Raw genomic sequence first — 26,402 nt, 5'->3', positions numbered from 1 at the left:
TCGTTAATTGATGGTTAATGGCGGCATAGGCGAGAAAAAATATCGACGATAAATCAATGTCTTAGATGGCGTTTCGATGCAAAATCAGGCTCTCGACCGCTGCCGGCAGGTCCGCCATATGGCCGATCAGCCGATCCGGCTTGAGGTCGGCGATTGGAACGTCGGTATAGCCAAATTCGACGCCGATCACGGGGATACCGGCGCGGCGGGCGACGCCGACATCCGGGCCGGCATCCCCCACCATGATCGCGGACGACAATACGCCGCCCGCCCGCGCGACCGTCTGCTGCAGGATCGCCGGATCGGGCTTGGAGACCCCAAACGTGTCGGCGCCGCAAATCGCCGAAAACCTCTCGCTCAATCCGAGCTGGTCGAGCAATCGCTTCGACAGCCATTCCAGCTTGTTGGTGCAAACCGCAAAGCGATATCCGCGCGCGCTGAGATCATCGAGGGCCGCTTCGAGCCCCTCGAACGGGCGCGAGGCGTCGGCGATATGGGCGGCATAATAATCGATAAAATCCTTGGTGAGCCGGTCGATGTCTTCGGGGCCTATCGAGCGGCCATCCAATTCCAGGCCGCGTTCGAGCAGCCGGCGGGCGCCGGCGCCGATCATGTTGCGGGCCAGATGCAGCGGGACCGCGGGCAGACCCTCCCGGTCGAGAATGTAGTTGAGCGCGCTGATCAGGTCGGGCGCGGTGTCGACGAGCGTGCCGTCGAGATCGAATACGATAGTGCGGGCGGTGGTCATCGAAAATCGCTATCGGTCCGCGCCCAATCATGCAAGTAGGGATGTGGCATCCGGCCTATTTTCGGAAAAGAGAGCGGGGATCATCATGCGCGAATTCGCCGGCAAAACAGCATTCGTGACAGGCGGCGCCAGCGGCATCGGGTTCGCGCTCGGCCGGGCCTTTGCGGGAGCCGGCATGAAGGTGATGCTCGCCGATATCGAGACCCATGCGCTCTCGGCCGCCGTCAAAAGCCTGGACAATGTCGGGCCTGGCGTCAACGGCGTCGTTTGCGACGTCGGCGATCCCGCAAGCGTCGAGCGCGCGGCGAAAGCGGCCTGCGATACATTCGGAAACGTCCATGTGGTGTGCAACAATGCCGGTGTGGCGGCGGCCGGCGGCATCGACAATATCTCACTCGACAATTGGCGATGGGTGCTCGACGTCAATCTTTTCGGCGTCCTCTACGGCATCAGGACCTTCCTTCCGCATATCCGCGGCCATGGCGAGGGCGGCCACTTCGTCAACACCGCCTCGATGGCCGGGATGAATGGCGGGCTTGGCTTCAGCCCCTATGTGGCGAGCAAGTTCGCCGTGGTCGGGATGTCGGAGGGGCTCGCGATGCAGCTCAAGCCACACGGCATCGGCGTGACCGTGCTCTGTCCGGGCTATGTCCGCACCCGGATCGGCGAGAGCGGCCGCAACCGGCCCGAGCGCTACGGCGCGACGCAGCCGCCGGACCCGGCGAGCCCCGCCGGCCGGCTGCTCGCCGAGATCGCCGCGCGCCTGGCGGCCGGGCTCGACCCTTCGGAGGTCGCCGCGCGCGTTCTCGCCGCGATCCGCGGCGACGAGCTTTACGTGTTCACCCATCCGGAAATGCGCGAGGACGTCGAGGAGCGGTTCGCCGCCATCATGGCGGCGATGGACAAGCCGGCGGGGCTTTAGTGCCCGCAAAAGGTATCATTTGCGGTGCATGGCGCTGTTCCTGCGGCCAAAACGACGCTAGATAGGCTCCGCCTGATGTCGCCGGCCGGCGGATCGGCGGTGGTATCGCCGGCAGTTCTTTGCCAATAGCTTTCGGGGCTTCGTTTGCAATTGACCATGGATGAATTGAAACGGCAGGCGGCGGCGCGCGCGCTGGAGCATGTGCGCGACGGCATGAAGCTTGGCCTCGGCACCGGGTCGACCGCAAAACATTTCGTCGAACTGCTCGGCGAGCGCGTCCGCGCCGGGCTCGACGTCATCGGCGTACCGACATCGGAGGCCACCCGCGACGATGCGTTGCGCTGCGGCATTCGGCTGACCACGCTTGACGACATCGACCGGCTCGATCTGACCGTCGATGGCGCCGACGAAATCGACCCCGCGCTTAATCTCATCAAGGGCGGCGGCGGCGCGTTGCTGCGGGAAAAGATCGTCGCGACCGCCTCCGATCGCATGATCGTGATCGCCGATGACTCTAAATGGGTCGAAGCGCTCGGCCGCTTTCCGCTACCCGTGGAGGTCGTCCCGTTCGGCCTAAAGGCGACGCAGCGCGCCATCGCCAGGGCATTTGCGGAAAGCGGCGTTTCAGGGCAAATGGTGCTCCGAAAGGGCAAAGATGGCCACGTTTTTGTCACCGATGGCGGCCACTGGATCGTCGATGCCCATCTCGGACGGATAATCGATGCTCCGCGCCTGGCGGGATTGCTGGCGGCAATCCCGGGTGTCGTCGAGCACGGGCTGTTCATCGGTCTCGCCGGCATGGCGGTGCTGGCGGGGGCTGACGGAATTCGCGTTGTTGAACGGCGGTAACCCCGCAATTTCAGGAGAATTTGGAATGAAGCGTCTATCGAGAATCCTGTCGGCCGCAAGCCTTGCCTTCGGACTGGCTCTGACCGTCGTCCCGGCCGGGGCGCAAACGACGCCGCCGCCGCTCAAGGACGCATCTCCGGCGGCTATCGCGGCCGCCAAGGAAATTCTGGCGATGAAAAACGCCAGCGCCATGTATGCGAACGCCGTTCCCAATCTGGTCCAGCAGACCAAGGACCAGTTGCTGCAATCGAACCTCAACTATCAGAAGGACCTCAATGAGGTCGCCGTGATCGTCGCCCAGAAGCTCGCCGGCCGCGAGAAGGAAATCGGCGAGGGGATGGCGAAGGTTTACGCCAACGAATTTACCGAGCAGGAATTGAAGGACCTGGTGACGTTCTACAAGTCGCCGCTCGGTCAGAAACTGCTCACCGCGGAGCCACGGGCAATTCAGTTCAGCATGTCCTATATGAACCAGTGGGCGCAGCAATTTGGCGAAACCATCAACGGTGAATTCCGCGCCGAGATGCGCAAGCGAGGCAAGCAAATCTGATTTCGAAGCGTTTTCTAGCGAAGTGGATGCCGGTTCGCATAGCAATCAAGTTCACGCAGATTGCGTAGACTTATCTGCGGTAGAAAACGCGTTAGAAAAGAATCCGGGCAGGATGAGAGATGGCTGAGTACGACGTCGATCTGTTTGTCATCGGAGGCGGTTCGGGCGGGGTGCGCGCCGCCCGGATCGCCGCCGGTCACGGCGCCCGCGTCATGATCGCCGAAGAATACCGGATGGGCGGCACCTGCGTGATCCGCGGCTGCGTGCCGAAAAAGCTCCTGGTCTATGCCTCCCACATCCACCAGGAGATCGAGGATGCGGCCGGCTTCGGCTGGACCATTCCTCAAGCGAGTTTCGACTGGCCGACCTTGATCGCCAACAAGGACAGCGAAATCGCGCGGCTGGAAGCCGCCTATACCACCAATGTCGAAAAATCCGGCGCACGCATCGTCAAGACCCGCGCGGTGTTCGAGGACGCGCATACGCTTCGGCTTGCGACCGGCGAGGCCGTGACGGCAAAACATGTGCTGATCGCGACCGGCGGCGCCCCCAATCACGGGCTGGCGATACCGGGCATCGAGCACGTGATCTCGTCGAACGAGGTCTTTCACCTGCGCGAATTGCCGAAGCGCATCCTGATCCAGGGCGGCGGCTATATCGCGCTGGAATTCGCCTGCATCTTTGCCGGTTTCGGTTCCGACGTGACGCTGGTCTATCGCGGCGAAAACATTTTGCGCGGCTTCGATGAGGATGTGCGCAGCCACGTCCGCGCCGAGATGGAAAAAGCGGGCATCAACATCCTCACCCGCTGCGTCGTCAACAAGGTCGACAGACACGGCAAGGAGTTCACCTCGCATTTGACCGGCGGCTCCAGCATTTCGTCCGATCAGGTGATGTTCGCGATCGGACGGCATCCCAATGTCGGCGGTCTCGGGCTCGACAAGGCGGGCGTCGCCATCAATCCGAACAATGGCGGGATCGCGGTCGATGGCTTTTCGCAGACCTCGGTGCCGAATATCTACGCGATCGGCGACGTCACCCATCGCACCAACCTGACGCCGGTCGCGATCCGCGAGGGGCACGCCTTCGCCGACACCGTATTCGGCAAGCGCCCGGTCGAGGTCGACCACGAGAATATTCCGACCGCGGTGTTCTCGCAGCCGGAGGTCGGCACGGTCGGGCTGACCGAAGCGCAGGCGCGCGCGCAATTCAGCCATGTCGATATCTACAAGGCGACGTTCAGGCCGATGAAGGCGACGATGTCGGGCCGCGACACCAGGATGCTGATGAAGCTCGTCGTCGACGGGATCTCCGACCGCGTCGTCGGCTGCCACATCGTCGGCGACGGCGCCGCCGAAATGGTGCAGCTGCTCGGCATCGCGGTCAAACTGCGGGCGACCAAGGCCGATTTCGACGCCACCATGGCGCTGCATCCAACCGCCGCCGAAGAACTCGTGACCATGCGCACGCCCACCGCGCGCCATGTACGGCAGGCCGCAGAGTAGCCTTTCGCGCGAACGTCCCGGACTTGAAGTCTTCCAAGCTTTGAGCTTGGAAGGATTCGCGGAAAACAAAACAAAAAATCCGCGGCCAGAGCGTGATGACTTTAGGTTGAGGCGCAGCGGTGACTTCTCCCTCGCCCCGCTCTTGCGGGGAGAGGGTTGGGGTGAGGGGCTGTTTCCGCGAATGCTGAAGCACAACGTATGCGGAGAATCCCCCTCACCCGGATCGCTGCGCGATCCGACCTCTCCCCGCAAGCGGGGCGAGGTGATCGAACTTGCGCAGGCGACGATTCAACTCAAAATCATCATGCTCTAGCAGGGAGAAACCAGATGAAATGCTCGACGATCGCGCTTTGCCTGGCGCTCGTCATGACGGGCCCCACGGTAAGCCGGGCGGATGACACCGTTCCGCTTCGCGCCGCTGGCACCGGACCAGCTCACCCCGCAGCAGAAGGCCTGGGCCGAGGCAATAGCGGCGCCTCCGCGCAATGCGAAATACACTAACCCCCCGTACCGCGCTAAACGGCATTCACCCGTTTCTCAACGAATCGAACAGGCAAACCCGGTTGCAATGGATTGCCGCGCTTGACAGGATTGACGCGCTGAAACCTTTAGCAGTCGTTGCCGGACATAAGATTCCCGGCAACGATGATAGTCCGCGAAATGTCGAAGAGACGCGCCAGTATATCCGTGACTTCATTCGGTTGAATGACGCCGCCCGCGAACTCTATGACCGGGTTCTCGAGATTTATCCTGACCGTGCCAATCCTGGTTCGCTCTGGAGCTCTGCCGCTGCCGCCAAAGCCGAGACGTGACGCCGTACGTGGGGTGATTTCAGCGCGGCTCGCCGACGGGCGTGAAGGTTCGCACGACTTGGTATACGCCAGGTTCAAACGTGGCGATCGTGAGCGCTTCCTGAAGAAACGGCAGTGGGGCGGGATCCTGACGCATCGCCTGATACGCTTCGATGCTGCGCCACTGTGCATACATCGTGACCTTTGTGCCGTCCGTACTGCGATGGAGGCTGGCCGAAACAAAGCCCGGTGCCTGACGCACCGAAACCTCCGTGGCTTCGGTTAGAAGGGCAACGAGTCGTCGCTGGTTCGACGGCTCGACTGTGAACACATTGATGAGGGTGATCACATCGCCCTTTGCAGAAATCTGGGTCATGCCGTCTGCTCCTTGAGTTGGCGGGGCTCGGGATGAAAGCCGGCCCTCCAAAAATGCCACGTAGAATAGGATCGGAACGTGGGGGCCGATCCTATTCTATACATGGCCGAAGACCGTCATCTAACAGCAGTCGTGATCAACCCGTCGGGCAATCACCGGGGTCATCCAAGCAATGGCCCACGAAGCCATCAGCGATGGTTTGCATTCGCGCGTGCGGGACCTATAGTTTGCCGGGGCAAACCCGTTCAAGAACAAGGATCCATGCGCGTTTCAATCATCACCGGCGGGGGGATCGGGATCGGCGCGGCGGTCGCGCGCCGCTTGGCCGGCCCAGATGAGTGCCTGATGTTGCATGGGCAAGGCGCCGACGCCGCGGGGCTCGAGCGATTGAAGGCGGTCGCGAGCGACTGTCAGCTTGCCGGCGCCAAGGTCGCCTGCCACACCGGCGACCTCGCCGATGCCGGGACGGCAACCGAGCTGGTTGCCGCGACGCGCACCGCGTTCGGCAGCATCGACGCCATCGTCCATGCCGCGGGGTTTGCGGATCGCCGCAGTTTCACGCAATTGCCACGCGCGGGGCTCAAGCGGTCGTTCGCCGTCATGGCGATGTCGTTTCACGAATTGGCGACCGAAGCGCTGCCGGATCTGACGCGTGGACCCCAGGGACGCGTCGTCGCCATCTCTAGTTTCGTTGCCCATCGCTTCACGCTCGAGGCGACCTATCCGGCCTCAGCGGCGGCTAAGGCCGCGCTCGAGGCGCTGGTCAAGTGTCTTGCGATCGAACTCGCAAGCTCGGGCGCAACCGCCAATGTCGTCATGCCCGGCTACACGCGCAAGGATGCCGGGCGAATGGGCGCGTTGGACCAGCAGGGCTGGCAATTGGCCGCCAAGGCCAATCCGCTCGCGCGATTGGCTGACCCCAATGAGGTGGCGGCGGTGGTCGCCTTTCTGTTGTCGCCGGAGGCCGGACATATGACGGGAGCCGTGTTGCCGGTCGATGGCGGCCTTACACTGATGTAGGTGGTGGACAGGGTGAAAGATCAAACAGTGGATGTCATTGTCCTGGGCGCGGGCATTGTCGGCGTGTCCGCGGCCTATGCCGCGCGGCAGCGGGGGTTGGCCGTCGTGCTCGTCGATCGTCGCGAGCCGGGCAGCGAAACCTCCTATGGCAACGCCGGTATTCTCAGTAGCGGCTCGATCTTGCCGCTCAACAAGCCGTCGCTCTGGAGCGCGCTGCCATCTTACCTGACCAACCGGCACGCGGCGCTGCGCTGGGATCCCGGTTGGGCGATGGCGAATATCGACTGGATCGTCCGCTTCCTGGCCAATGCGGCACCGTCTCGTGTCAAACCGCGGGCGACCGCCCTGCACGGGCTGATCGGCGAATCGCTCAAACTGCATCGGGAATGGATCGTGAAGGCGGATGCGGCGCAGCGCATCCGCGAGACCGGTTGGCTGAAGGCGTGGCGCAGCGACGCCCTCGCTGCGGCGAAGGAAGAGCAGACGTTTCTGGCCGAATATGGCATCGCCAGCGAGGTTCTCGACCGCCAGGCGATTTCCGCGCTCGAGCCGAATATCGTGCCCCTCTACAAGGTGGGCCTGTTGCACACGCAGACGGCCTCCGTCGACTCGCCCGGCGCCGTGGTCAAGGCCTACGCGAAGATGTTCGCTTCCTCAGGCGGCGAGGTCCGGCAGTCGGACATCAAGGCGATCACCCCTGACGGCGAGCGCTGGCGCGCGGTGCTCGCGGACGGCGCGATATCGGCGCACCATGTCGTGGTCGCGCTGGGACCCTGGTCGGCGGACCTGTTGCGGCCGCTTGGCTATCGTGTGCCTCTGGCCTTTGAACGCGGCTACCATCGGGAGTTCATGCCGAATCCGGCACGTTCATTGCAGCGTCCGATCCATGACGCCGAAGGCAGTTTTCTCATGACGCCGATGGAGCAGGGCATCCGTGTCACCTCCGGCGTCGAACTGACCGCCCGCGACGCGCCGTCGTCGTTCGCGCAGCTCGATCAGGTGGTCGCGGTCGCGCGCAGCGTGGTCGAATTCGGTGACGCCGTCGGCGAACCCTGGCGCGGAGCGCGGCCGACGCTGCCGGACAGCTTACCCGTGATCGGGCCTGCGCCGCGGCATTCCGGTCTGTGGCTGGCGTTCGGCAACCAGCACATCGGTTTTACCACTGGCCCCGCAACGGGGGCTGCGATCGCGGCCATGATCACCGGAACGCCGCCACCCTTCGACGTCAGTGCCTTTTCGCCGAGCCGCTATCTCTGATGCCCGGCGATTGGCAAACGCAAGGGGCGCTCTAAGCGGGAGCAGACATGCCCTACGTTTGGGATTTTGCGATCCTCGGCAAATACAGCCACTTGTTCTGGCTCGGGCTCGGCTGGACCATCGCCTATACCATCGGCACCGTCGTGCTCGGAACATTGATCGGCCTTTTCGTCGGCATCCTGCGGCTCCGGCGCTTGCCGGTAATCGACTGGCTGCTGCTCGCCTATATCGAACTGTTCCGCTGCACGCCGCTATTGGTTCAGATCATCTGGTTCTATTATGCGCTTCCGGTCGTGCTCGGGGTGAACATCCCGGCACATGCCGCCGCCGTCAGCGTGCTGTCGCTTTATGGCGGCGCATTTTACGCCGAGATCGTGCGTGGCAGCATCGAGAGCGTGCACAGCGGACAATGGGACGCGGCGAGGGCGCTCGGACTAAAACCATGGCGCGTGCTGCGATTGGTGATCCTGCCGCAGGCGCTCAAGCCCATGCTGGCACCCTATGTCAACCAGTCGGTGACGCAGTTGAAGAACACCTCGCTGGTGTCCGTGATCGCCGTTCCCGATCTCGTCTACAACGCAACCCTGATCAACGCCGACACCTATCGGCCGCTGGAAGTGTATACGATCGTGGCCCTGATCTACTTTGCGATCCTGTTTCCGGCGACGCTCGTCGGACGCAAGCTCGAGCGCGGCCTGACTTATGAGAAGGCGTGAGCCCGTCAAGCCGCGTCACATAAGTCCGCGTCAGAATAACGGAGAATACGGACCTCATCCTGAGGAGCTTGCGAAGCAAGCGTCTCGAAGGATGGACGCAACATACGGACTCGCGGCCATCCTTCGAGACGCGGCGAAGGCGCCGCTCCTCAGGATGAGGTCCGAGATAGCTTCAAAGACCCTCAGATGTTGAGTTCGACCGGCACGTCTTCCGGCTTGACGTTCGCCAGCGACAACCCCTTGACGAACCATTCGCGCATCTGCCCGATGCCGCGATTGTAGTCGACCCACACCGACAGGAAGTCGCGCCAGCGCTTGTCGGGTTCGCGCCGCACCGCCATGCTGGAAGGAATCGCCACCGAGGGTGATTGCAGGATCTTGTAGGTGCCGAGGTTCGGGTTCTTGGCAATCGCCGTCAGGCCAAGCACCAGCGCGTTGACGACGCAATCGACCCGCCCCGACGACATCTCCAGCATGACCTCGTCGCGCGACTTCAGCGACTTGATGGTCGCATTCGGCGCGAAGCGGCGGGCAACCGTCTCGTTGGCGGAGCCAACGTCGACCGCAATCTTGACGTCGGGCTTGTTGATGTCGGCCCAGCTCTTGGCTTCCAGACCCTTCTTGAGCATGGCGCCAAAGGGATGCGGGAAGACGGTGGCGGTAAAATCCACGACCAGAGCGCGCTGTGGGGTCGGGTTGAGGGCAAAGCCGAGGTCGATCTTGTTCGATTGCAGATCGAGGATCGAATTGCCGTAGGTCGATTCGGTGTATTCGAGCTGGACGTCGAGCAGCTTGGCGATGTCGTTGGCCATCTCGATCGAAAAGCCGGACCAGGTCCCGGTGGCGAGGTCCTTGTTGAAATAGGGCAGCTCTCCCGGCAGCACCGCGATGCGCAGCACCTTGTTGGCGCGGATGCGATCGAGCGTGTTATCCGGGCTCGCCTGGGCCGATGCCGGGCTCGTAAGCGCGGAGGCCAGCGCCGCTCCGCTGCCGACCGCGAAGGCGTAGCGCAGCGCTTCGCGGCGATCTTCCGAAATCTTGCTGTCATCCGATGTAGTCACGCGTGCCTCCTGCTACCCACTTGGCCGAGCCTAGCGTGCGTCTCGCGATGCAGCAATAGCTTGGAGGTTAACCGCTGTGACGCGATTGGCATCACGGTGCTTCCACGACCTGTACCGAGACCGTCATCCGGTCGAAGGCGTCTGACGGGCCCTCCCATGAACCGGACAGCGGAGAAGCCTTCTCCTGTTCGCGCGACACAGCGACGGGGATATGTTCACTGCTGACGAGTTTGTTGTTTGTGGGATCGAAGCCGCGCCATCCCGCGCCGGGGATGTAGATCTCCGTCCAGGCGTGAGTGGCGCCATGCTGCCCCTCAGCCATTTGGATATAACCGGTGACAAATCGCGCGCTGAATCCCCAATATCGAGCAGCCTCCATCATGAACACCGCGAAGTCGCGGCACGTTCCGCTGCCGCGCATCAGTGTCTCGTTCGGCAGCTGAACCCCAAGCGCGTCACGGGCATCATATTTGAATGACCGATAGATGTGCGTGTTCAGATTGCTGAGGAGATCGATCGTGTTGATGACCTGACCGGGCTGATAAAGATCTCGCAGCCATCGGTGAAGTATCGGCCCATCATAGGGATAGCTCGGCAGGCGATACACCATCAGATCGATGTGCTCTTCCGGAGGGTATTGGAATGGGAAGGAACGGGCATCTGGCGAGATCGGCCATTCGTTGAGGGCGTCGTAGTAAAGATCGACGTCCACTTCGCTTGCGAGGCTGAGCTTGTCGGACTTCCCTTCGAAGGTGAGAATGGCGATGGAATTATCGTAGACGTCGCGCAGCCAACTCACTTCTGCCTTCGGCTCGACCTTGACGCGCGCTCTCGCGATATGAGCATCGTGCCCCTCGCGGGGCCGCATCATCGCTCGATGTGGGCCAAATGTGACGGGCTGATTGTAAAAGTACTCGGTCTTATGGATGATGCGGATGCGTTTCATCGTGCAACTCCTTCTGCCGAACGAGAATGGAATACGCGAGAATGGAATACGCGAGAATGGAATACGATGGTGCGTGGTGGCGCACGCTGTCAGAACATGATCCCGCGCCAGCGCGGCATATCCGCCCGTCGGCGAGACGGCGATAGACATCGTCCTCTACCGAAACGCTTTCGGTGCTCCGCACCGCAACTTTCAACGGCCCCGATAATGAAATAAACTTCTACGCGGCCCTAACCGAAATCCGGTCGACAGCAGGAAGGGCATCATGACACCAGCCGCCAATTCGCTTGTAGCGCCGGATTTCCTGACGCTTACTCTCGGTGTCGTCGTCTATTTCGCCGGCGTGATCGTAACACGAAACTTGGCTTTTCTGCGTAATTATAACATCCCCGAGCCGGTCACCGGCGGATTTCTTGCAGCGGTTGTCCTGTGGGTTTTTCATGCCGCAACCGGCTGGGCAATCGGCTTCGAGATGATTGCCCGTGACAGGTTGCTGGTCATCTTCTTCGCGGCGGTTGGCATCAACGCCCGACTGTCCGATCTGCTCGCCGGCGGCAGAGCGCTGATTGTCTTGTGCGTGCTGACGACGATTTTCGTCTTTCTGCAGAATGTGGTTGGAATGCTCGGCGCTTCGCTGTTCGGCCTGCCGTCGGCGGCGGGTGTGATCATGGGATCTATCGCTCTCGTCGGTGGGCATGGCACGGCAATCGCTTGGGCGCCCGCGATTGCGGCCGAGCATGGATTTCCCGCGGCGATCGAAACCGGTGCGGCGGTGGCGACGCTGGGTTTGATCGTGGCGAGCCTGCTCGGTGGGCCGGTTGCAAAATTCCTGATCGAGCGCCAAAACCTGATCGCCGGGATTGCTGCGGCCGGCGCCGAAGACACAGCGCCCAAGGCGGACGCCAAACCGATCGACAAGTCCAGCTTCATGTACGCGCTGCTCATGATCAATATTGCCGTGATCCTTGGATATCTGGTGCACAGGCCGATCACCGAGATGGGTATCAAGCTGCCGCTTTTCGTGCCGTGTCTTATCATGGGCATCGTGCTGTCCAACACAGTGCCGCTGATCTTTCCGAAGCTGCCGTGGCCCGCGCGCACGCCGTCGCTGGCGCTCATTTCCGATTATGCGCTCTCGGTGTTTCTCGCGATATCGTTGATGAGCATGCAGCTCTGGACCCTGGCCGAAATCGCCGGGCCCCTGCTTGTTGTCGTCGCCATACAGGCGGTGGCGGCCGTGGCGTTCATCGTCCTCGCGCTGTTCCCGCTGCTCGGCCGGGACTACCAGGCCGCTGTCCTGAGTGCCGGATTCACCGGCCTTTCCCTCGGTGCGACGCCGACCGCGATCGCGAGCATGACCGCGGTGACCGAGCACTACGGGCCGTCACCAAACGCCTTCATCATTCTGCCGCTGGTCTCGGCCTTTTTCGTCGACATCATCAATGTCATCGCGATCAAGGCGTTTCTCGCTCTTTGAGTTGACGCGTACGAATTTTGGGACAGCGATTGGCCGCCTAAGCGGGCAGTTCCAGGGGGCTTTAATTCCCCCTTCGAATCCCCACATATAATTGATGACCCAATGGCAAAAATCCCTCACGCGGGAACCCGCGAAAACCAAGGCTGAGCTGCGCGAGATGCTGGCAGAGGCCGTCCGTAATACGCAGCCCGAGCCGAAGCGGCAGTCGAAGTCCAAAACAGAGCGCGGCTAGGGCGGTTTCAGTTCATCAGGCCTTTACAAAAGGGCTCTATGACGCGGCAACAATTGGAGCCGCGACGATGACTGATCTGAAGCAAAAATACGATTCGTCGACGATTGCCGTTATGCGGCAGGCGTTGAACGAGGTCGTCACCGATCGCCGCTTCCTGGCCCGAAAGTCTGTAACGCCGCTTGAAGTGGCGGAGCATATCCTTCAGCAGGCGGCGTCCGGCGAACGCGACCTCAACCGTCTGAAAAACTCTGCATTCGAGAAGCTGAGTACCGCTGCCTGAGGCCAGGCGATCGACAGCGGCATTGGCTGCGCACTGCGGCAATGTTTTTGATGCCGGTTTCAGCCCCTTTCAGATGCCTCGTCAGATCGGCTTCGCAGTCCACGCCTTGCCGAGCAAGATTGCACCTCGCGCGCCCATTCAGGACGCGCCGGCCGTGAGTTCGCCGGCGTGGGGATCAGTCGTAGCGATGATCACTTCACCGCTGTTGAGGCACAAAGTTCGCACCTAACAGACATCGGTGTTTCGTCGTGCACCGCACCTAATCCGTCGCCTCGAGCCATTCGGCGGCACCTCGCCACAGCGAGTCGCGATGTTCGGGGCGGAAGAAACCAAAATGGCCGATCTTGCTCACGCCGGCGTCCGCGGGCGTGACGCTCAGGATCTCCGGCTCGATCGAAGTAAATCCCGAACACAACAGGCCGACCGCCGGCCGGGTCGCCCAGGGATCGTCGGAAAGGCACAGCGCGCGCATCGCGCCCTTGTAGTTTGCAAAATTCGTCAGGCCGGGAAGCTTGGGATCGGTGAACAAATAGCGCTCGCTCATGACCCAGCCGACCCATTGTTCAAACACACCCCTGGGCAGGTCCTCGCCGATGCCCATCCAGCCCGGCGCATATCCCAGCATCCTGGTAACGGGGAGGCCTATGAAATTGAGCATCGCGTAGACGCGGTAGCGTTCCGGCGCGGCCATCAGCTTCCAGTATCCGGCTTGGGCGGCGATCAGCAGCCCGCGAGAGACTTCCTTGTTGTTGGGAAGCAGGCCAAGCGCCTGGCCGCCGAAGGAATGACCGACATAGCTGAGCGGCAGGGTTTTGTAGCGCTCCCGCATCCAGGCCACCGCCGCCGTGACATCGAGCGCGGCCCAATCCGCCATCGAGGCCTTGAAGCCGACCAGCGATTTCGGCTGGTTATAGCCGACCAGCGATTTCTGCCGGGAATCGCCGGTGCCGCGGTAGTCGTAGGTCAAGACCGCGCAGCCCCGCCGCGCCAGATAGCCGGCAAACCCCCGGTAGATTTTGCGCGGAACCGCAGTCGCCGAATTGATCAGGACGGCGTGGCGTTTGGCGCCACGGGGCAAAAACAGGCTCGCCCCCAGCAAATAACCATCCACTGCGGGGAAGTTGATGTCGTCGATGAATACGTCGTCGAGTGCAGGCTCCGCCACCGCGATCACCCCCCGTGCTTTCGCGATACCTCCACCAAATGCGAATTCGGCTTTTGCCGCAAGGGTTTGTCGCGGGGGTTGTAAATCCAACTGGCGGTTGGGGATCAGCCTGTGTATAACCCGGCCGCCGCTATGGGCCATTAAGTAGCGGTTTTTGCTTAAGGAGTTGACGTCATGTCCGAGCGATGGACACCCGACAGCTGGCGCGCCAGACCGGTCAAGCAGATCCCCGATTATCCCGATGCCAAGGCGTTGGCGGATGTCGAGGCGCAACTTGCGACGTTTCCCCCGCTGGTTTTTGCAGGCGAGGCCCGCAACCTGAAAAAGGCGCTTGCGCGCGTAGCCGCAGGCGAGGCCTTCCTCCTGCAAGGCGGCGACTGCTCCGAAAGCTTTGCCGAGCACGGCGCCAACAACATCCGGGACTTCTTCCGCGTCTTCCTGCAGATGGCGGTGGTCTTGACCTATGCCGGCGCGGTGCCGGTGGTGAAGATCGGCCGCATCGCCGGACAGTTTGCAAAGCCGCGCTCCTCGCCGACCGAGAAGCTCAATGGGATCGAGCTGCCGAGCTACCGCGGCGATATCGTCAACGATATCGCATTCACGGCGGAAGCGCGCACCCCCGATCCGCAGCGCCAGTTGATGGCCTATCGCCAGTCGGCGGCGACGCTTAATCTGCTGCGCGCGTTCGCGACCGGCGGTTTCGCCAATCTCGGCAGCGTGCATCAGTGGATGCTCGGGTTCCTGAAGGATTCCCAGCAGTCGCGGCGTTACAAGGAACTGGCGGACCGCATCTCGGACGCGCTGAATTTCATGCGCGCCTGCGGGCTCGATCTTGAAGGCCACCCTGAGCTGCGCTCGACCGACGTCTACACCAGCCACGAAGCGTTATTGCTTGGCTACGAGCAGGCTTTCACCCGCGTCGATTCCACGACCGGGGACTGGTATGCGACCTCGGGTCACATGATCTGGATCGGCGACCGTACCCGCCAGCTCGATCACGGCCATGTCGAATATTTCCGCGGCATCAAGAATCCGATCGGCTTGAAATGCGGACCCTCGCTGAAACCGGACGAACTGGTGCGGCTGATCGACGTGCTCAATCCGGACAATGAGCCCGGGCGGTTGACGCTAATCAACCGTTTCGGCGCCGACAAAGTCGGCGATCATCTGCCGCAATTGATCCGTGCCGTTAAGCGCGAGGGTAAAGTCGTGGTCTGGTCGTGCGATCCGATGCACGGCAACACCATCACCTCGACGACCGGCTACAAGACGCGGCCGTTCGACCGCATCCTGTCCGAAGTAAAATCGTTCTTCACCGTTCACGCGGCGGAGGGGACGCATGCCGGCGGCGTGCATCTGGAGATGACCGGCCAGGACGTCACCGAATGCATCGGCGGCGCGCGCGCCATCACCGACGAGGATCTCAACGACCGCTATCACACGGTCTGCGATCCCCGTCTCAATGCCGAGCAGTCGATCGATATGGCTTTCCTGATCGCCGAATTGCTCAAGGCTGAGCGCGGCGGCAAGGCCAAACCGATGCCGGTCGCCGCGGGACTCTAAGTTGCGGCGGTTCTGGAAGGCGACGATCAATACGCGTAACGGCCTGATCTTTGCTGTCCGCTCGGAACAGGCCGTTCGCGAGGAGATCGTTGCCCTTGTGCTGTCACTGCCGCTGGCGTGGCTGATCGGCACGACCCTGATGCGGCGCATCGAACTGGTCGCCGTCGTTGTTCTGGTCCTGGTCGTCGAGCTGCTCAACACCGCGATCGAGAAGCTCGCCGACCGGCTCACCACCGATCACGATCCGCAGATCGGGCGGGTCAAGGACATGGGTTCGGCGGCGGTCGGCGTCGCGATCGTCATGGCGGGCCTGTTCTGGCTGTTTGCCATCGCCGAACGCATGGGCGCGATCTAAAAGCATGCGATTGCAGTTTTGCCGCGCGCGAGGCACCATCACGCCATGACCGAACGTGCCGAAGAATTTGTCATCACGCTGGCCCAGTTGAACCCGACCGTGGGCGATGTCGCGGGCAACGCCGCCAAAGTGCGTCCCGCGCGGGAAAAGGCGCGCGCCGAGGGCGCCGACCTGCTGGTGTTCCCGGAATTGTTCATCACCGGCTATCCGCCGGAAGATCTGGTCCTGAAACCGGCGTTTCAGTCGGCGTGCCGCGCCGCCATCGAGAGCTTGGCGCGGGAAACCGCCGACGGCGGCCCGGCTGTCCTGATCGGCAGTCCCTGGGTCGAGGACGGCAAGCTCTACAACGCCTTCGCCTTGCTGGACGAGGGGCGCATCGTGGCCCTTCGCTACAAGGCCAATTTGCCGAACTACGGCGTGTTCGACGAAAAACGCCTGTTCGCGCCTGGGCCTGCCGCCGGCCCCGTGACCGTCCGCGGCATCCGGGTCGGCGTGCCCATTTGTGAGGACATCTGGCTGGAAGAGTCCGCCGAATACGAAAACGTCGTCGAATGTCTCGCCGAGACCGGGGCGGAAATTATCGTCGTGCCGAACGGCTCGCCTTACGCGCGCGACAAGAACGATGTGCGGCTGTCGGTTGCGGTTGCCCGCGTGACCGAGAGCGGGCTGCCGCTGATCTATCTCAATCAGATCGGCGGCCAGGACGAGCTCGTGTTCGATGGCGCGTCGTTCGCGCTCAATGCCGATTTGTCGGTGGCGGCGCAATTGCCGGCTTTTGAGGAAAGCATCACGACCTTGCGCTGGCGCAAGACCGAGGCCGGCTGGCGCTGCAATGGGCCGATGGCGCCGGTCGTCGACGGCGACAAGGGCGACTACGCGGCCTGCGTGCTGGGCCTGCGCGATTATGTCGGCAAAAACGGATTTCCCGGCGTGTTGCTCGGCGTGTCCGGCGGTATCGACTCTGCACTGTGCGCCGCGATCGCGGTCGACGCGCTCGGCGCCGAGCGGGTCCGCGGCGTCATGCTGCCGTTTCGTTATACCGCGCAGGTGTCGCTCGACGACGCCGCAAAACTCGCGGCCGCGCTCGGCATCCGCTACGAGGTGCTGCCGATCGCGCAAGCCGTCAACGGCTTTGAGGCGATCCTGTCGGAAACCTTCAAAGGCCTGCCGCGCGACATCACCGAGGAAAACCTGCAGGCGCGCGCCCGCGGCACGCTGTTGATGGCGATCTCCAACAAGTCGGGCGCGATGGTGGTCACGACCGGCAACAAGTCGGAAATGTCGGTCGGCTACGCGACGCTTTATGGCGACATGAACGGCGGCTTCAATCCGATCAAGGATATCTACAAGACCGAAGTGTTTAGGCTTTCAGCCTTGCGCAATTCATGGAAGCCGGAGGGCGCGCTGGGGCCGTCGGGCGAAGTCATTCCGGTCAACATCATCACACGGCCGCCGACCGCGGAGCTGCGCGAGAACCAGACCGATCAGGATTCTTTGCCGCCCTACGAGGTGCTCGATGCGATCCTGGAGCGCCTCGTCGAGCGCGAAGAGCCGCTGGCCTCGATCATCGCGGCCGGCTTCGATCGCGATGTGGTGATGCGGATCGACCGACTGCTCAACATCGCCGAGTACAAGCGCCGCCAGGCCGCCCCCGGCGTCAAGGTGACAGAAAAGAATTTCGGGCGCGATCGCCGCTATCCCATCACCAATCGCTTTCGCGACAAGGGCGAAGCGCTGCCCGAACCCGACGAGAAACTCGTCGCGCGCGCCGGCCGTGCGTCGGCGGAAGTGTTCGAGGGGTAGACGCCCCAGAACTCAGTGTCGTCCCTGCGAAAGCAGGGACCCATAACCACCGATGTTGTTTGTTAAGGGCGTGGACTCCGCCGCCCCGGACGGTGGAGTTATTGCGCCCTCACTTCAACTGATCGGCCACCTTGTCGATCCCGGCCTTGACGCAAGCCTCGTCCTTTTCGCCGCCTGGCGCGCCCGATGCGCCGGCCGCGCCGATGACCTCATCCCCCACTTTGATCGGGAGCGCGCCTTGGTTGGCGATGACGTTAGTTAGATGGATCAAGCCGAGCGTTGGGTCAGCCTTCACCCGGTCGACCAGCGCGCCCGATGGCGAACGGAACGTCCGCGCGGTGTAGGCTTTGCGAAAGCTGTTCTCGATGGTGTGTGGCCCCGTATCGTCGCCGCGCACCTGCACGATGATCTCGCCGTTGCGGCCGACCACGGTCGCCGACACGGCGTAGCCGTTAGCCTTGCAAGTCTCGATTGCAGTTTGCACAATGGTCATTGCGATGGAAGCGGTTAGGTCTTTGTGACTGAGCAGTTGCGCGCTCGCTGGAGCGACCTGAACAAAGGTGCAGGTCGAGGCGAGAGCAATGGCGGCACGACGAATCCCGGACGGTTGCATAACGTTACCCCTGAGTTTTTCACCGATCCTCTTTTGAGGACGGCATAGGCGGAGCCTAGTGTATTTCCGGTCCGACGTCAGGACTTAGTAAACCACGCTTGGCTCTAAGTCCTTCCCATCTGGCACCGAACAGAGGTGCCATCCCGTCCAACCAATGTCCGTTGTTGAGCGACGAACGGACTCCGCGCGGACATTGCTGAACCGATGCGATTGACCCAATGTATGGTCCGGCCGTGCGTTGCAAGAGGTTTCTTCAACCTGGCAGATGCGGTCTTGCATCAATGTATCCGGCCTCTGATTGGAGCGTGTTGTGCTCCGGGCCACCATGGATATCAGCGCGCATTCGAGCTAATTAGCGGACAGGCCTCGAAGGGGCCATTCGGGTCACCAGTATTCGCATGCGCCGGGAAGACCGATCCTCCATCGATCTGCGCGGTTTCGCAGTGGTCATTGGGCGCCTCGTGACCCTAAGCTACCTGGAGAACGCCACGAGGAGAGTCACTGCTGCGCTCCCGGGCCCAACAATCCCAGTAGCGGCATCAAGGGTCCGACCGGAATATATTCGTGATCCACCAACTGTCCTTTTGAGAGCGGCAGGGTTTCCATGACCGCTCGCGCCTCGTCCTGGGTCTTCGCGTCGATCAAAAAGATGACGCCCTTACCATCGCCCCGCGAATACCACTGGCGGATTTTTCCATCGAGATAGAGCTTCATTGTTTCCCGAATCTCGGATGGCATGACGGCCATGATTTGCTGGCGGGTCACCGCCTGCTTAGGAGTCAGAAGGACCATCACTTCGGTGGTTTTAGGCAGCGCCACGCCCGGCGCGCCTGGGGCCTGCCCGGACTGTGATTGTGCAAAGGCAGCTACCGGAAGCGCTGCAACGAGAAATGGGATTATGAATTTCATCGGCTCACCTCGTTCAGTCTGGTTAGGTTCTCGGGTTGATCGTTCATGGCCGCATAACGACGAGCGATCGTCTCGAAGTCCCCCGGCGGGCCGGCCGGTCACATAAGGACAGCCGCGAGCCTACAACTGCCGAAGGAAGTCGATCATGGCGGCGCTTACCTCCGGAGCACGTTCCTGCTGGGTCCAATGACCACAGCCCGGCAGCATTATCGGGGGCCGGAGCTTGGGGACCAGTGCCGACTGCTTCGCGATGTCCTGGGAGAAAACGGTGGCGACAAAATCCCGGTCGCCCGCCATGTACAGCGCGGGAACGGTCACCGCCGCTCCGGCGAAGGGAGCCATCAACTCCCAGCCGCGATCGATGTTGCGCCACCAGGCGAGGGGACCAAGGAATCCGCTCCGCGCGTATTCCTTGACGTAAACATCGATGTCGGACTCCGTGACCCAAGCCGGCAAGGACGGCGGATCGGTCATGAAGCCGCCCTTCCGAGGCATCATCCCGGGCGGAAGCCCTCCAACGTCCGCGGACGGTGGCCTGTCGCCCGACAACGTGTAGAATTGGTAACGGAAGGTGAGACGCAGGTCGCGCCCGAGCCCCGCCTCCGCCGCGGGATTCTGGAGGAAGAGCTGGTAGAACACCGCATTCTCGGTCCGCGGCATGAGCGTCGTCGGTGGCCCCGAGTCGCCAAACCCCCGCGAGCGGAACGGCGGGCTGAGAGCGATGACGGCCCGGAAGATGTCGGGGCGCAGAAGCGCCGTTTGCCATGCTATCGCGGCGCCGATGTCGTGGCCGGCGATCACCGCTCGCTTAGCACCCAGAGCATCGACGAGACCCACGATGTCGCCGATGTCATCGAGAATCGTATACTTCTCCACCTCCTCCGGACGGTCGCTCCGCCCATAGCCTCGCAAGTCGGGGGCCACCGCACGGAATCCAGCCTTCGCCAGCGCGCCGAGCTGATGCCGCCAGGAATACCAGCACTCGGGAAAGCCGTGGCAGAGGATGACGAGCGGGCCTTCACCCTGCTCGGCCACATGCAAGCGGATACCGTTCGTCTCGATCATCCGATGCGTCACCTCGGGCATCGCCGAATCCACCCAAGATGTCGGTTCTGGGCCAGCCCCGCTGGGCTCGGCGGCAGCGGCCTTAAGCGGCTCCGCGAAAGCCGCGCCGACGGTGAGCGCGCCCCCCGCCCAGAGCATGTCGCGTCGGGAAAACGTCGCGTCTCGCATTGTGTTGCTCCCTTGATTGTCGCGCATCTCGGGCCTCGACGTCGGCGTGACTCCCGATTTGCAAGTCGAATATACGACTGCTTCCCGCGAGCGACTATTCGTGATAATATTGACGGGCTATGAAGCAGAACTTCACAGTCAGGCAAGGCGCGCTCGACGGCGTGGAGGCGTTCTTGAGCGTTGCCCAGCACCGCAGTTTTCGGAGAGCAGCCGCGGAACTCGGGGTCACTCCGTCGGCGATCAGCCAGGCAGTACGTGCACTTGAGGCGCGCGTCGGCGCGGCGCTCTTCATACGCACGACTCGCAGTGTCGGGTTGACCGAAGCCGGCGAACGATTTCTCTTGCGCGCAAAGCCCGCTTTCGAGGAGCTTGTCGCCGCAAGCGAGGTTGCGCGTGACCTTGGGCAGCGGCCTGCCGGACTGTTGCGCCTCACGGTGCCGCGGGCGGTGGTGCCGCACCTGCTGGAGCAGCTGATCGCGTCGTTCTGCCAAGCCTATCCCGATGTCGAGGTGGAGATCGCCGCAAGCGCGGATCTGGTCGATATCGCTGCCGAAGGATTTGACGCCGGCATCCGGCTCGGCCAGTTCATCGAGGCCGATATGATCGCGGTGCGTCTGACGCCGTCGCACCCGCTGACTGTGGTCGGTAGCCCCGACTATCTGCGTCGGCGGCAGCGGCCGGAACTCATCGACGATCTGCGCCGGCACGCCTGCCTGCGCATGCGCCACTCAAACGGGTCGATCGCGCCCTGGTCCTTTGTCAACGGCAACGAGGCCGTCGAAGTCATCGTTTCAGGACCTTTTATCGCCAACGACATGCCCACAATGCTTGGCGCGGCCGTCGAAGGATTGGGCCTTGCGCAGGTGCCCGAGCCGATCGCTGCCGGAGCGGTCAAAGCGGGAAAACTCGTGCACGTTCTGGAGCCGTTCGCACCGATGGCGCCGGGTGTGTTTCTCTACTATCCCAGCCGCCATCAAATGATGCCGAAACTGCGAGCCTTCATCGATCACGTGAAGAACCGCTCGGGCGCTACCAACAAAATCGGAATTGACATTGATGACGAGCGAACCAGACGGCGCAGAAGAGTCTGATGCTTCTACGTGATGGGCTGAAATACTGTCCGCTGATCGGTGTCTAGACGACCTCTCGAGGAGATACCGGCATGCCCGCTAATGGCACATCGCGTCGTTTCGCAGCGCTGCGGAATTTGGTCGCTATCGGGGTGCCGGCTCAACCGGTCGACGCAACACAGGCGCTAAATCTCTCTGCTGGGGTTTCAAATTGCAAGGTCTCACGTGGTCGTTCGTTTAGCTGACGAGCCACTTTGTTCAGGTAGGCTTGTGAGTGCACCGACAAGTCGGTGCCCTTCGGAAAGTACTGTCTCAGCAGGCCATTGGTGTTCTCGTTCGACCCGCGCTGCCACGGGCTTTGCGGATCGCAAAAATAGACGTCGATTTTGGTCGCCAACGTAAAGCGGCGATGATCCGTAAGTTCCTTTCCCCGGTCCCAGGTCAGCGACTTATACAGCTCCTTTGGTAGCTTCTTCGCCTGCTTGATGAGCGCGGTGACCACCGTTCGGGTGTCCTTACCGGCCACCTTGGCCAACATCACGTAGCGCGTATGACGCTCGACCAAGGTCGCGATGTAGCTGTTGTTCGGCCCGGACAGCAGATCGCCTTCCCAATGGCCAGGCACCGCTCGATCTTCAACCGCCGCCGGTCGCTGGCGGATTGAGACGATATCCTTGATATGCCCCCGTCTATCGCCATCCGGATCGACCGGCTTGGAGCGACGCATCGAGCGCTTCGATCGAAGATGACTAAGCAGCTCTTTCTTGAGCACGCCACGGGTTTGTACAAATAAGCTGCGGTAGATCGTCTCGTGTGACACCTGATTACACTCGTCTTCAGGATGCGTTCTCTTCAGCCAGCCGGCTATCTGCTCGGGTGACCAATCCAATCTGAGCTTCCCCGCGACAGCTCGCCGTAGCCGCGGACTGCTCGCCAATTTACAGCATTTTGGACGACGAGCTCGCGCCCAGGCATTCTCATCTGCAAGTGCCGCTCGGTAGCGGTCATAGCCGCCATTACGGTTCATTTCCCGGCTCACCGTCGAGGGTGAGCGGCCAAGCAACTTGGCGATCGATCGGGCCGATCGATGTGCCGTAACACCTCTGGAAATCACCTCGCGTTCCGCGAGCGTCAATGCCAGCCTGGAGCGACGCCGCTCGGCAGGACGAATCCCACCATGCGGAGCCACCAAAAAATAGATCGACGATGACTGCTTACCAAAAGCGCGTCCGATCGCCTTTAGCGACTCCCCGCGCTTCCAGCGATCCCATAACTCCGTTTTCTCTGCCGCAGTAAACCCTCTATGAAATTTGTGAGCCATCAAACCACACTCCATCTCTCCTTTAAGATAAAGTGTTGCGTCAACCGGTTGAGACCACCGGGGCATAGCGGACATCGATCAAGCCCCACCAATCAAGCTAGATTTATGAGTACGCGTCCTGGCAAAGGCAACTGCCACGGCGCCTTGACGATAGGCCGCGGCGCCGCGATGAGCGCAATTGCGCTCACGCTGGGGTCCCTTGCTTTCGCAGGAACGACGAGACTACCGCGCGGGAATAAACGTCGGGCCGACCGAGCGGATCGGCTTGTCGCCGGGCGCGCCGGTGGAAGCGGTCGCGGGAGCCGATGCCGAGGCGTCCGCCGCGGGAGCTGCCGGCGCGGCCGCTGCGGTGCTGGCGGCACCCTTCTTCGCCGCGACCGGCGGAGCTTTCGGCGCCGGCGGCCGCGCCATCTTCTTCGCGCTCTCTTCGGTGACGATGATGTCGCCTTGCTGTTCGGCGGCGGCCTTGTCGTCGACGCTCTTTAGCGCGTCGGACCAGGTCTGCCCGGCGGCCTTGCAGGCGCAGGACGGATTGAACTCCTGGCGGAAGCGGAACGCGTTCGGCGACTGGGTATAAGGCTGGCCGCTGATCGATACCGCCGAGTTGATGTCTTCGCCGGGGTTGCGATAGGCGTAGAGGTTCGCCTCCGTCGCAGGACACAGCGCCTTGCAGGTTTTTTCGTCGTCCGGGAAGCGCGCCGGAACGGTGGCGAACGAGATCGGAAAATAGCCGCCGTCGCAGGTGCGGACGCAGACGGTGCGGAAAGTGCCGGATTGCGGACCGAAATCAGCGCCGGGCAGCGGCGGGTTCGGATTGCCGTTATTGCCGAAAAGACTATCCAGGAAATTGCCCGGGCCGCGCGCGGCAGCGGCATATTGCGGTCCGCAATTGTTCTGCGCCAGCGCCAGCAGCACCGAACGGCGCTGATTTTCGCGATCGGCGCCGCCGAGGCCGCCACTGCGCAACCGCTCCAGGCTGGTCGTGATCTGCTCCAGATTGGCCCGCATCTGCTGGATCTGGTTGTTGACCGGGCCGCATTGCGCCGACTGGCCGTTGAACAGCGAGAAAAACCCGGAGCTGTCGCAGCCCATCCGCTTGGCCTGCGAGGTCACGCGATCGAGCTCGCTTTGCTGCTTGGTGGCGGCATCCTGGTAGCGGCGGATTTGGTCGTCCTTGGCCGGATCGCCCGAGCCGCCGCCATGGTCGATGGTGGCCAATTGGGCTTCCAGCCGCGGACACATCGGATTGACGGCGGCCGCTCCCTGCGGCGCAGGGCCGGGCGGCGGCGGTGCGCCGGGCGGGGTCTGCGCCGAGACGTCAAGGCTCAGCGCGCTCGCGCCAATCAGCGCAGCGCAGGCCAAAATCCAACGGGAAACGGGGGAAATCGATATTTCAGGCATATCCGGCTTATCTGGGTCACTCGCGCGGGTTTTGAAAAGCCCAAGGCGCTGCCATCGCGGCTTCCCATAGCCGCTTCTCAGGGCAGCGTCACGTCGTTTCCGGGGCGCCGATGTGGCGGGTGAGGACGGTAACGCGGCCGGCGTTTCAGCGTTGGCAGGTAATGGCGACATATTCGTCGCAGCCTGCATGGTTGCAGTTTGCACCCGCCTTGGGAACCGAACCCGTGATCTCGTCCGGGTCGATCCGCCGGTAGGACGAGGCCTGGTCAAAATCCCGCGACTGGCAATAGGACCGTGCGGCATGCGCGCCGCATTTATCGCCCCTGGCGAGGCACTGGTCGACGCCGTAACCGTCCGGCTGATTGGCGATGATGAAGACGCGGCTATCGGCGGAGGCAGCCGAGGCCGCCAGCAGCCCCACACAGGCCAGAAGCGCTGACATCGTTCGCATGCTGCACCGACGGATGAGAGGACGCTGCCGCATTCGATAGCCCCAAAACCTTAATAATCATTAGCCATTGCGGCCCCGGGGCCGTTTCATGGCGCAAGCGGGCTTTTCCAAGGCGTTTTCCAGTGAAAGCCTGTCCCGCACTTGATGCGGGATGGGTACCGGTTCGCGTAAAGAAAACGCATCAAACAAGGGCTAGAACCTCGGCAGGCCGAGGTTCTAGGGCACTTGACGCAATCCCTGTCCCTGGCCCATGGTATTCCCCATGAACGGTTTTCTCGCCATTTGTGGCATTTGCCGCGAGATTATGAGCTAGCGATTCGCTGGCTGAGGCCGTCTTTTCTCTCATGAGATCACTGGACGCCCGGCCGCAAGGGACGGGATTTCCATGGACTTACGCCTGTACGATACGTTGACGAAGGAGAAGCGGCGCTTCACGCCGCTCGATCCGAACAATGTGCGCATGTATGTCTGCGGGCCGACGGTCTATGACTTCGCCCATATCGGCAACGCGCGCCCGGTCATCGTGTTCGACGTGCTGTTTCGTCTGCTGCGGCATCTCTATGGCGCGGACCACGTCACTTACGTCCGCAACATCACCGACGTCGACGACAAGATCAACGCGCGCGCCGCGCGGGATTTTCCGGGCCTGCCGCTGAACGAGGCGATCCGCAAGGTGACCGAGAATACGGCGGCGCAATTTGCTTCCGAAGTGGCGGCCCTGGGCTCGTTGCCACCGACATTCGAACCGCGCGCGACCGATTTCGTGCTGCCGCGCGCCGACGGCAAGGCGGACATGGTGACGCTGATCAAGCAATTGATCGCCCGTGGCCATGCCTACGAGGCCGGCGGCGAAGTGCTGTTCGATGTCCAGTCGATGCCCGATTATGGCGCGCTGTCCGGCCGCAAGCTCGACGAGCAGCGGCCGGGTGCGCGCGTTGCCGTCGACGCACATAAGAAGAGCCCGCTCGATTTCGTGTTGTGGAAGCAATCGTCCGGCGATGAACCGGGATGGGAAAGCCCATGGGGCAGGGGACGTCCGGGCTGGCACATCGAGTGCTCGGCCATGAGCACCGCTTATCTTGGCGACGTCTTCGATATTCACGGCGGCGGCATCGACCTGATCTTTCCGCATCACGAGAACGAACTCGCGCAGTCGCGCTGCGCGCATGGCACGCCGGCGATGGCGAATTATTGGATGCACAATGAATTCGTGCAGATCGAAGACACCAAGATGTCGAAGTCCCTCGGCAACTTCGTCACGATCCGGGATCTGCTGGCCGATTGGCCGGGCGAAGTGCTGCGCCTCAATATGCTGAAAGCGCATTATCGCTCGCCGATGGACTGGACGTTGCGGGGATTGGAGGAAAGCGCGAAGACGCTCGACGACTGGTATTCTGTCGCAGCCGACGTCAAAGGCGGGCAAGCGTCGGATGCCGTCATCGAGACGCTGTCGGACGACCTGAACACGCCGCAGATGATCGCCTCGCTGCACGGTTTGCGCAACGGCGCGGCTGCAGGGAACGACGGAGATCGCAGCCAGTTTGCTGCATCGCTCCGGCTGTTCGGTTTCCTGTCGGAGAGTGTAGCGGAATGGAAGAGCCGCAAGCAGCAAGCGAGTGGTGTCGACGCCAAACAAATCGACGAATTGATTTCCTCTCGCACCGCCGCCCGCGCGCGAAAAGATTTTAAGGAATCCGATCGCATTCGCGATGAGCTCGCGGCGATGGGCGTGGTGATAAAGGATTCCAAGGAAGGCACCACCTGGGAGATCGCGCGATGAGCGGGCTG

At 62.2% G+C, this 26,402-nt stretch carries 27 protein-coding genes; 16 read left to right on the top strand and 11 right to left on the bottom strand.

All coding sequences use genetic code 11. The features are described 5' to 3' along the window. Nucleotides 1-61 precede the first annotated feature (61 nt). Nucleotides 62-748: an HAD family hydrolase gene (locus B5526_RS03785; protein ID WP_079536992.1), complete on the bottom strand. Its 687-nt coding sequence runs from the start codon at nt 746-748 to the stop codon at nt 62-64. An 85-nt stretch (nt 749-833) separates the two neighbouring features. On the opposite strand from B5526_RS03785, the gene B5526_RS03780 reads away from it, so the two are divergent. The 6 genes from B5526_RS03780 (at nt 834) to B5526_RS03760 (ending at nt 5,386) form a co-directional block, all read left to right on the top strand. Further along, nucleotides 834-1,670, top strand: a complete 837-nt coding sequence (locus B5526_RS03780) for an SDR family NAD(P)-dependent oxidoreductase (RefSeq protein ID WP_079536991.1) — start codon at nt 834-836, stop codon at nt 1,668-1,670. A gap of 150 nt (nt 1,671-1,820) precedes the next feature. After that, a complete protein-coding gene (rpiA, locus tag B5526_RS03775; RefSeq protein ID WP_079544673.1) occupies nt 1,821-2,519 on the top strand; it encodes a ribose-5-phosphate isomerase RpiA in 699 nt (232 codons plus the stop codon). Between the two features lie 25 nt (nt 2,520-2,544). Beyond that, nucleotides 2,545-3,069 (top strand): DUF2059 domain-containing protein, encoded by a 525-nt coding sequence (locus B5526_RS03770; protein WP_079536990.1) that lies wholly within the window; start codon nt 2,545-2,547, stop codon nt 3,067-3,069. A gap of 119 nt (nt 3,070-3,188) precedes the next feature. Continuing rightward, on the top strand, nt 3,189-4,574 hold the full coding sequence (gor, locus tag B5526_RS03765) for a glutathione-disulfide reductase (RefSeq protein WP_079536989.1): 1,386 nt from the start codon (nt 3,189-3,191) through the stop codon (nt 4,572-4,574). Between the two features lie 181 nt (nt 4,575-4,755). Then, a complete protein-coding gene (locus B5526_RS39375; RefSeq protein WP_283807599.1) occupies nt 4,756-4,887 on the top strand; it encodes a hypothetical protein in 132 nt (43 codons plus the stop codon). A gap of 172 nt (nt 4,888-5,059) precedes the next feature. Next, complete coding sequence (locus B5526_RS03760; protein ID WP_154071116.1) at nt 5,060-5,386, top strand: hypothetical protein; 327 nt, start codon at nt 5,060-5,062, stop codon at nt 5,384-5,386. A gap of 19 nt (nt 5,387-5,405) precedes the next feature. Here the strand turns inward: B5526_RS03760 and B5526_RS03755 are convergent, their stop codons facing one another. Continuing rightward, entirely contained in the window at nt 5,406-5,741 is a 336-nt protein-coding gene (locus B5526_RS03755) for an antibiotic biosynthesis monooxygenase family protein (RefSeq protein WP_172841962.1), read from the bottom strand. Nucleotides 5,742-6,002: 261 nt separating this feature from the next. On the opposite strand from B5526_RS03755, the gene B5526_RS03750 reads away from it, so the two are divergent. Genes B5526_RS03750 through B5526_RS03740 form a run of 3 tightly spaced genes read left to right on the top strand, consistent with a single transcriptional unit; the run spans nt 6,003 to nt 8,734 of the window. After that, entirely contained in the window at nt 6,003-6,761 is a 759-nt protein-coding gene (locus B5526_RS03750) for an SDR family NAD(P)-dependent oxidoreductase (RefSeq protein ID WP_079536987.1), read from the top strand. A 12-nt stretch (nt 6,762-6,773) separates the two neighbouring features. After that, complete coding sequence (locus tag B5526_RS03745; protein ID WP_244562191.1) at nt 6,774-8,018, top strand: NAD(P)/FAD-dependent oxidoreductase; 1,245 nt, start codon at nt 6,774-6,776, stop codon at nt 8,016-8,018. A gap of 47 nt (nt 8,019-8,065) precedes the next feature. Beyond that, nucleotides 8,066-8,734 carry an amino acid ABC transporter permease gene (locus B5526_RS03740; protein ID WP_079536986.1) on the top strand — a complete coding sequence of 223 codons (669 nt, stop codon included), beginning with the start codon at nt 8,066-8,068 and terminating at the stop codon, nt 8,732-8,734. A gap of 182 nt (nt 8,735-8,916) precedes the next feature. Here B5526_RS03740 and B5526_RS03735 read toward each other — a convergent pair whose 3' ends face one another. Next, complete coding sequence (locus tag B5526_RS03735; RefSeq protein WP_079536984.1) at nt 8,917-9,795, bottom strand: transporter substrate-binding domain-containing protein; 879 nt, start codon at nt 9,793-9,795, stop codon at nt 8,917-8,919. Nucleotides 9,796-9,886: 91 nt separating this feature from the next. Further along, a complete protein-coding gene (locus tag B5526_RS03730; RefSeq protein ID WP_172841961.1) occupies nt 9,887-10,741 on the bottom strand; it encodes a transglutaminase family protein in 855 nt (284 codons plus the stop codon). A 265-nt stretch (nt 10,742-11,006) separates the two neighbouring features. Between B5526_RS03730 and gltS the strand changes: the two genes are divergently transcribed. Continuing rightward, the gene (gene gltS, locus B5526_RS03725) at nt 11,007-12,218 is read left to right on the top strand and encodes a sodium/glutamate symporter (RefSeq protein WP_079536980.1); all 1,212 of its coding nucleotides are present in this window, start codon (nt 11,007-11,009) and stop codon (nt 12,216-12,218) included. Nucleotides 12,219-12,517: 299 nt separating this feature from the next. After that, nucleotides 12,518-12,730, top strand: coding sequence for a hypothetical protein (locus B5526_RS03720; protein ID WP_079536978.1), 213 nt, complete (start codon nt 12,518-12,520; stop codon nt 12,728-12,730). Nucleotides 12,731-12,989: 259 nt separating this feature from the next. On the opposite strand, the gene B5526_RS03715 is transcribed toward B5526_RS03720, so the two are convergent. Next, on the bottom strand, nt 12,990-13,895 hold the full coding sequence (locus B5526_RS03715; RefSeq protein ID WP_244562190.1) for an alpha/beta hydrolase family protein: 906 nt from the start codon (nt 13,893-13,895) through the stop codon (nt 12,990-12,992). A gap of 174 nt (nt 13,896-14,069) precedes the next feature. On the opposite strand from B5526_RS03715, the gene B5526_RS03710 reads away from it, so the two are divergent. From B5526_RS03710 to B5526_RS03700, 3 genes are read left to right on the top strand one after another with little or no spacing between them, the layout of a single operon-like run. Beyond that, nucleotides 14,070-15,458 carry a class II 3-deoxy-7-phosphoheptulonate synthase gene (locus B5526_RS03710; protein WP_079536974.1) on the top strand — a complete coding sequence of 463 codons (1,389 nt, stop codon included), beginning with the start codon at nt 14,070-14,072 and terminating at the stop codon, nt 15,456-15,458. A 1-nt stretch (nt 15,459) separates the two neighbouring features. Beyond that, nucleotides 15,460-15,813, top strand: a complete 354-nt coding sequence (locus B5526_RS03705) for a diacylglycerol kinase (RefSeq protein ID WP_079536972.1) — start codon at nt 15,460-15,462, stop codon at nt 15,811-15,813. Nucleotides 15,814-15,858: 45 nt separating this feature from the next. Next, entirely contained in the window at nt 15,859-17,616 is a 1,758-nt protein-coding gene (locus B5526_RS03700; protein WP_079536970.1) for an NAD+ synthase, read from the top strand. A gap of 109 nt (nt 17,617-17,725) precedes the next feature. On the opposite strand, the gene B5526_RS03695 is transcribed toward B5526_RS03700, so the two are convergent. From B5526_RS03695 to B5526_RS03685, 3 genes are all read right to left on the bottom strand, one after another. Next, nucleotides 17,726-18,229, bottom strand: coding sequence for a GlcG/HbpS family heme-binding protein (locus tag B5526_RS03695; RefSeq protein ID WP_079536968.1), 504 nt, complete (start codon nt 18,227-18,229; stop codon nt 17,726-17,728). Between the two features lie 498 nt (nt 18,230-18,727). Next, nucleotides 18,728-19,138, bottom strand: coding sequence for a hypothetical protein (locus B5526_RS03690; RefSeq protein WP_172841960.1), 411 nt, complete (start codon nt 19,136-19,138; stop codon nt 18,728-18,730). Between the two features lie 120 nt (nt 19,139-19,258). Continuing rightward, nucleotides 19,259-20,371, bottom strand: a complete 1,113-nt coding sequence (locus tag B5526_RS03685; protein ID WP_244562188.1) for an alpha/beta fold hydrolase — start codon at nt 20,369-20,371, stop codon at nt 19,259-19,261. Nucleotides 20,372-20,490: 119 nt separating this feature from the next. Between B5526_RS03685 and B5526_RS03680 the strand changes: the two genes are divergently transcribed. Next, on the top strand, nt 20,491-21,462 hold the full coding sequence (locus tag B5526_RS03680) for a LysR family transcriptional regulator (protein WP_079536966.1): 972 nt from the start codon (nt 20,491-20,493) through the stop codon (nt 21,460-21,462). A gap of 139 nt (nt 21,463-21,601) precedes the next feature. Here the strand turns inward: B5526_RS03680 and B5526_RS03675 are convergent, their stop codons facing one another. The 3 genes from B5526_RS03675 to B5526_RS03665 all read right to left on the bottom strand — a co-directional run bounded on the left by B5526_RS03675 (nt 21,602) and on the right by B5526_RS03665 (nt 24,614). Next, complete coding sequence (locus tag B5526_RS03675) at nt 21,602-22,762, bottom strand: IS30 family transposase (protein WP_079544668.1); 1,161 nt, start codon at nt 22,760-22,762, stop codon at nt 21,602-21,604. 222 nt (nt 22,763-22,984) lie between these two features. After that, nucleotides 22,985-24,163, bottom strand: coding sequence for a DUF2865 domain-containing protein (locus B5526_RS03670; RefSeq protein ID WP_079536964.1), 1,179 nt, complete (start codon nt 24,161-24,163; stop codon nt 22,985-22,987). Between the two features lie 145 nt (nt 24,164-24,308). Then, a complete protein-coding gene (locus B5526_RS03665) occupies nt 24,309-24,614 on the bottom strand; it encodes a hypothetical protein (RefSeq protein WP_079536962.1) in 306 nt (101 codons plus the stop codon). 385 nt (nt 24,615-24,999) lie between these two features. Here B5526_RS03665 and cysS point away from each other — a divergent pair, with 385 nt between their 5' ends. Beyond that, nucleotides 25,000-26,394, top strand: a complete 1,395-nt coding sequence (gene cysS / locus B5526_RS03660; RefSeq protein WP_079536960.1) for a cysteine--tRNA ligase — start codon at nt 25,000-25,002, stop codon at nt 26,392-26,394. The last annotated feature ends 8 nt before the right edge of the window (nt 26,395-26,402 follow it).

The sequence above is a fragment of the Bradyrhizobium lablabi genome (assembly GCF_900141755.1).
GTDB classification, from domain to species: domain Bacteria; phylum Pseudomonadota; class Alphaproteobacteria; order Rhizobiales; family Xanthobacteraceae; genus Bradyrhizobium; species Bradyrhizobium lablabi_A.
The sequence above is the reverse complement of the archived record's forward strand: the minus strand, read 5'-3'. Positions and strand labels throughout refer to the sequence as shown.

Bases quoted from the DNA above. Each gene is read 5' to 3' on its own strand.
- gor (WP_079536989.1), top strand. From the start codon at position 3,189: ATGGCTGAGTACGACGTCGATCTGTTTGTCATCGGAGGCGGTTCGGGC.
- B5526_RS03700 (WP_079536970.1), top strand. From the start codon at position 15,859: ATGACCGAACGTGCCGAAGAATTTGTCATCACGCTGGCCCAGTTGAAC.
- gltS (WP_079536980.1), top strand. From the start codon at position 11,007: ATGACACCAGCCGCCAATTCGCTTGTAGCGCCGGATTTCCTGACGCTT.
- B5526_RS03680 (WP_079536966.1), top strand. From the start codon at position 20,491: ATGAAGCAGAACTTCACAGTCAGGCAAGGCGCGCTCGACGGCGTGGAG.
- B5526_RS03690 (WP_172841960.1), bottom strand. From the start codon at position 19,138: ATGAAATTCATAATCCCATTTCTCGTTGCAGCGCTTCCGGTAGCTGCC.
- cysS (WP_079536960.1), top strand. From the start codon at position 25,000: ATGGACTTACGCCTGTACGATACGTTGACGAAGGAGAAGCGGCGCTTC.
- B5526_RS03770 (WP_079536990.1), top strand. From the start codon at position 2,545: ATGAAGCGTCTATCGAGAATCCTGTCGGCCGCAAGCCTTGCCTTCGGA.
- B5526_RS03750 (WP_079536987.1), top strand. From the start codon at position 6,003: ATGCGCGTTTCAATCATCACCGGCGGGGGGATCGGGATCGGCGCGGCG.
- B5526_RS03685 (WP_244562188.1), bottom strand. From the start codon at position 20,371: ATGCGAGACGCGACGTTTTCCCGACGCGACATGCTCTGGGCGGGGGGC.
- B5526_RS03740 (WP_079536986.1), top strand. From the start codon at position 8,066: ATGCCCTACGTTTGGGATTTTGCGATCCTCGGCAAATACAGCCACTTG.
- B5526_RS39375 (WP_283807599.1), top strand. From the start codon at position 4,756: ATGCTGAAGCACAACGTATGCGGAGAATCCCCCTCACCCGGATCGCTG.
- B5526_RS03760 (WP_154071116.1), top strand. From the start codon at position 5,060: ATGCGAAATACACTAACCCCCCGTACCGCGCTAAACGGCATTCACCCG.
- B5526_RS03785 (WP_079536992.1), bottom strand. From the start codon at position 748: ATGACCACCGCCCGCACTATCGTATTCGATCTCGACGGCACGCTCGTC.
- B5526_RS03665 (WP_079536962.1), bottom strand. From the start codon at position 24,614: ATGCGAACGATGTCAGCGCTTCTGGCCTGTGTGGGGCTGCTGGCGGCC.
- B5526_RS03710 (WP_079536974.1), top strand. From the start codon at position 14,070: ATGTCCGAGCGATGGACACCCGACAGCTGGCGCGCCAGACCGGTCAAG.
- B5526_RS03675 (WP_079544668.1), bottom strand. From the start codon at position 22,762: ATGGCTCACAAATTTCATAGAGGGTTTACTGCGGCAGAGAAAACGGAG.
- B5526_RS03730 (WP_172841961.1), bottom strand. From the start codon at position 10,741: ATGAAACGCATCCGCATCATCCATAAGACCGAGTACTTTTACAATCAG.
- B5526_RS03695 (WP_079536968.1), bottom strand. From the start codon at position 18,229: ATGCAACCGTCCGGGATTCGTCGTGCCGCCATTGCTCTCGCCTCGACC.
- B5526_RS03670 (WP_079536964.1), bottom strand. From the start codon at position 24,163: ATGCCTGAAATATCGATTTCCCCCGTTTCCCGTTGGATTTTGGCCTGC.
- B5526_RS03780 (WP_079536991.1), top strand. From the start codon at position 834: ATGCGCGAATTCGCCGGCAAAACAGCATTCGTGACAGGCGGCGCCAGC.
- B5526_RS03755 (WP_172841962.1), bottom strand. From the start codon at position 5,741: ATGACCCAGATTTCTGCAAAGGGCGATGTGATCACCCTCATCAATGTG.
- B5526_RS03720 (WP_079536978.1), top strand. From the start codon at position 12,518: ATGACTGATCTGAAGCAAAAATACGATTCGTCGACGATTGCCGTTATG.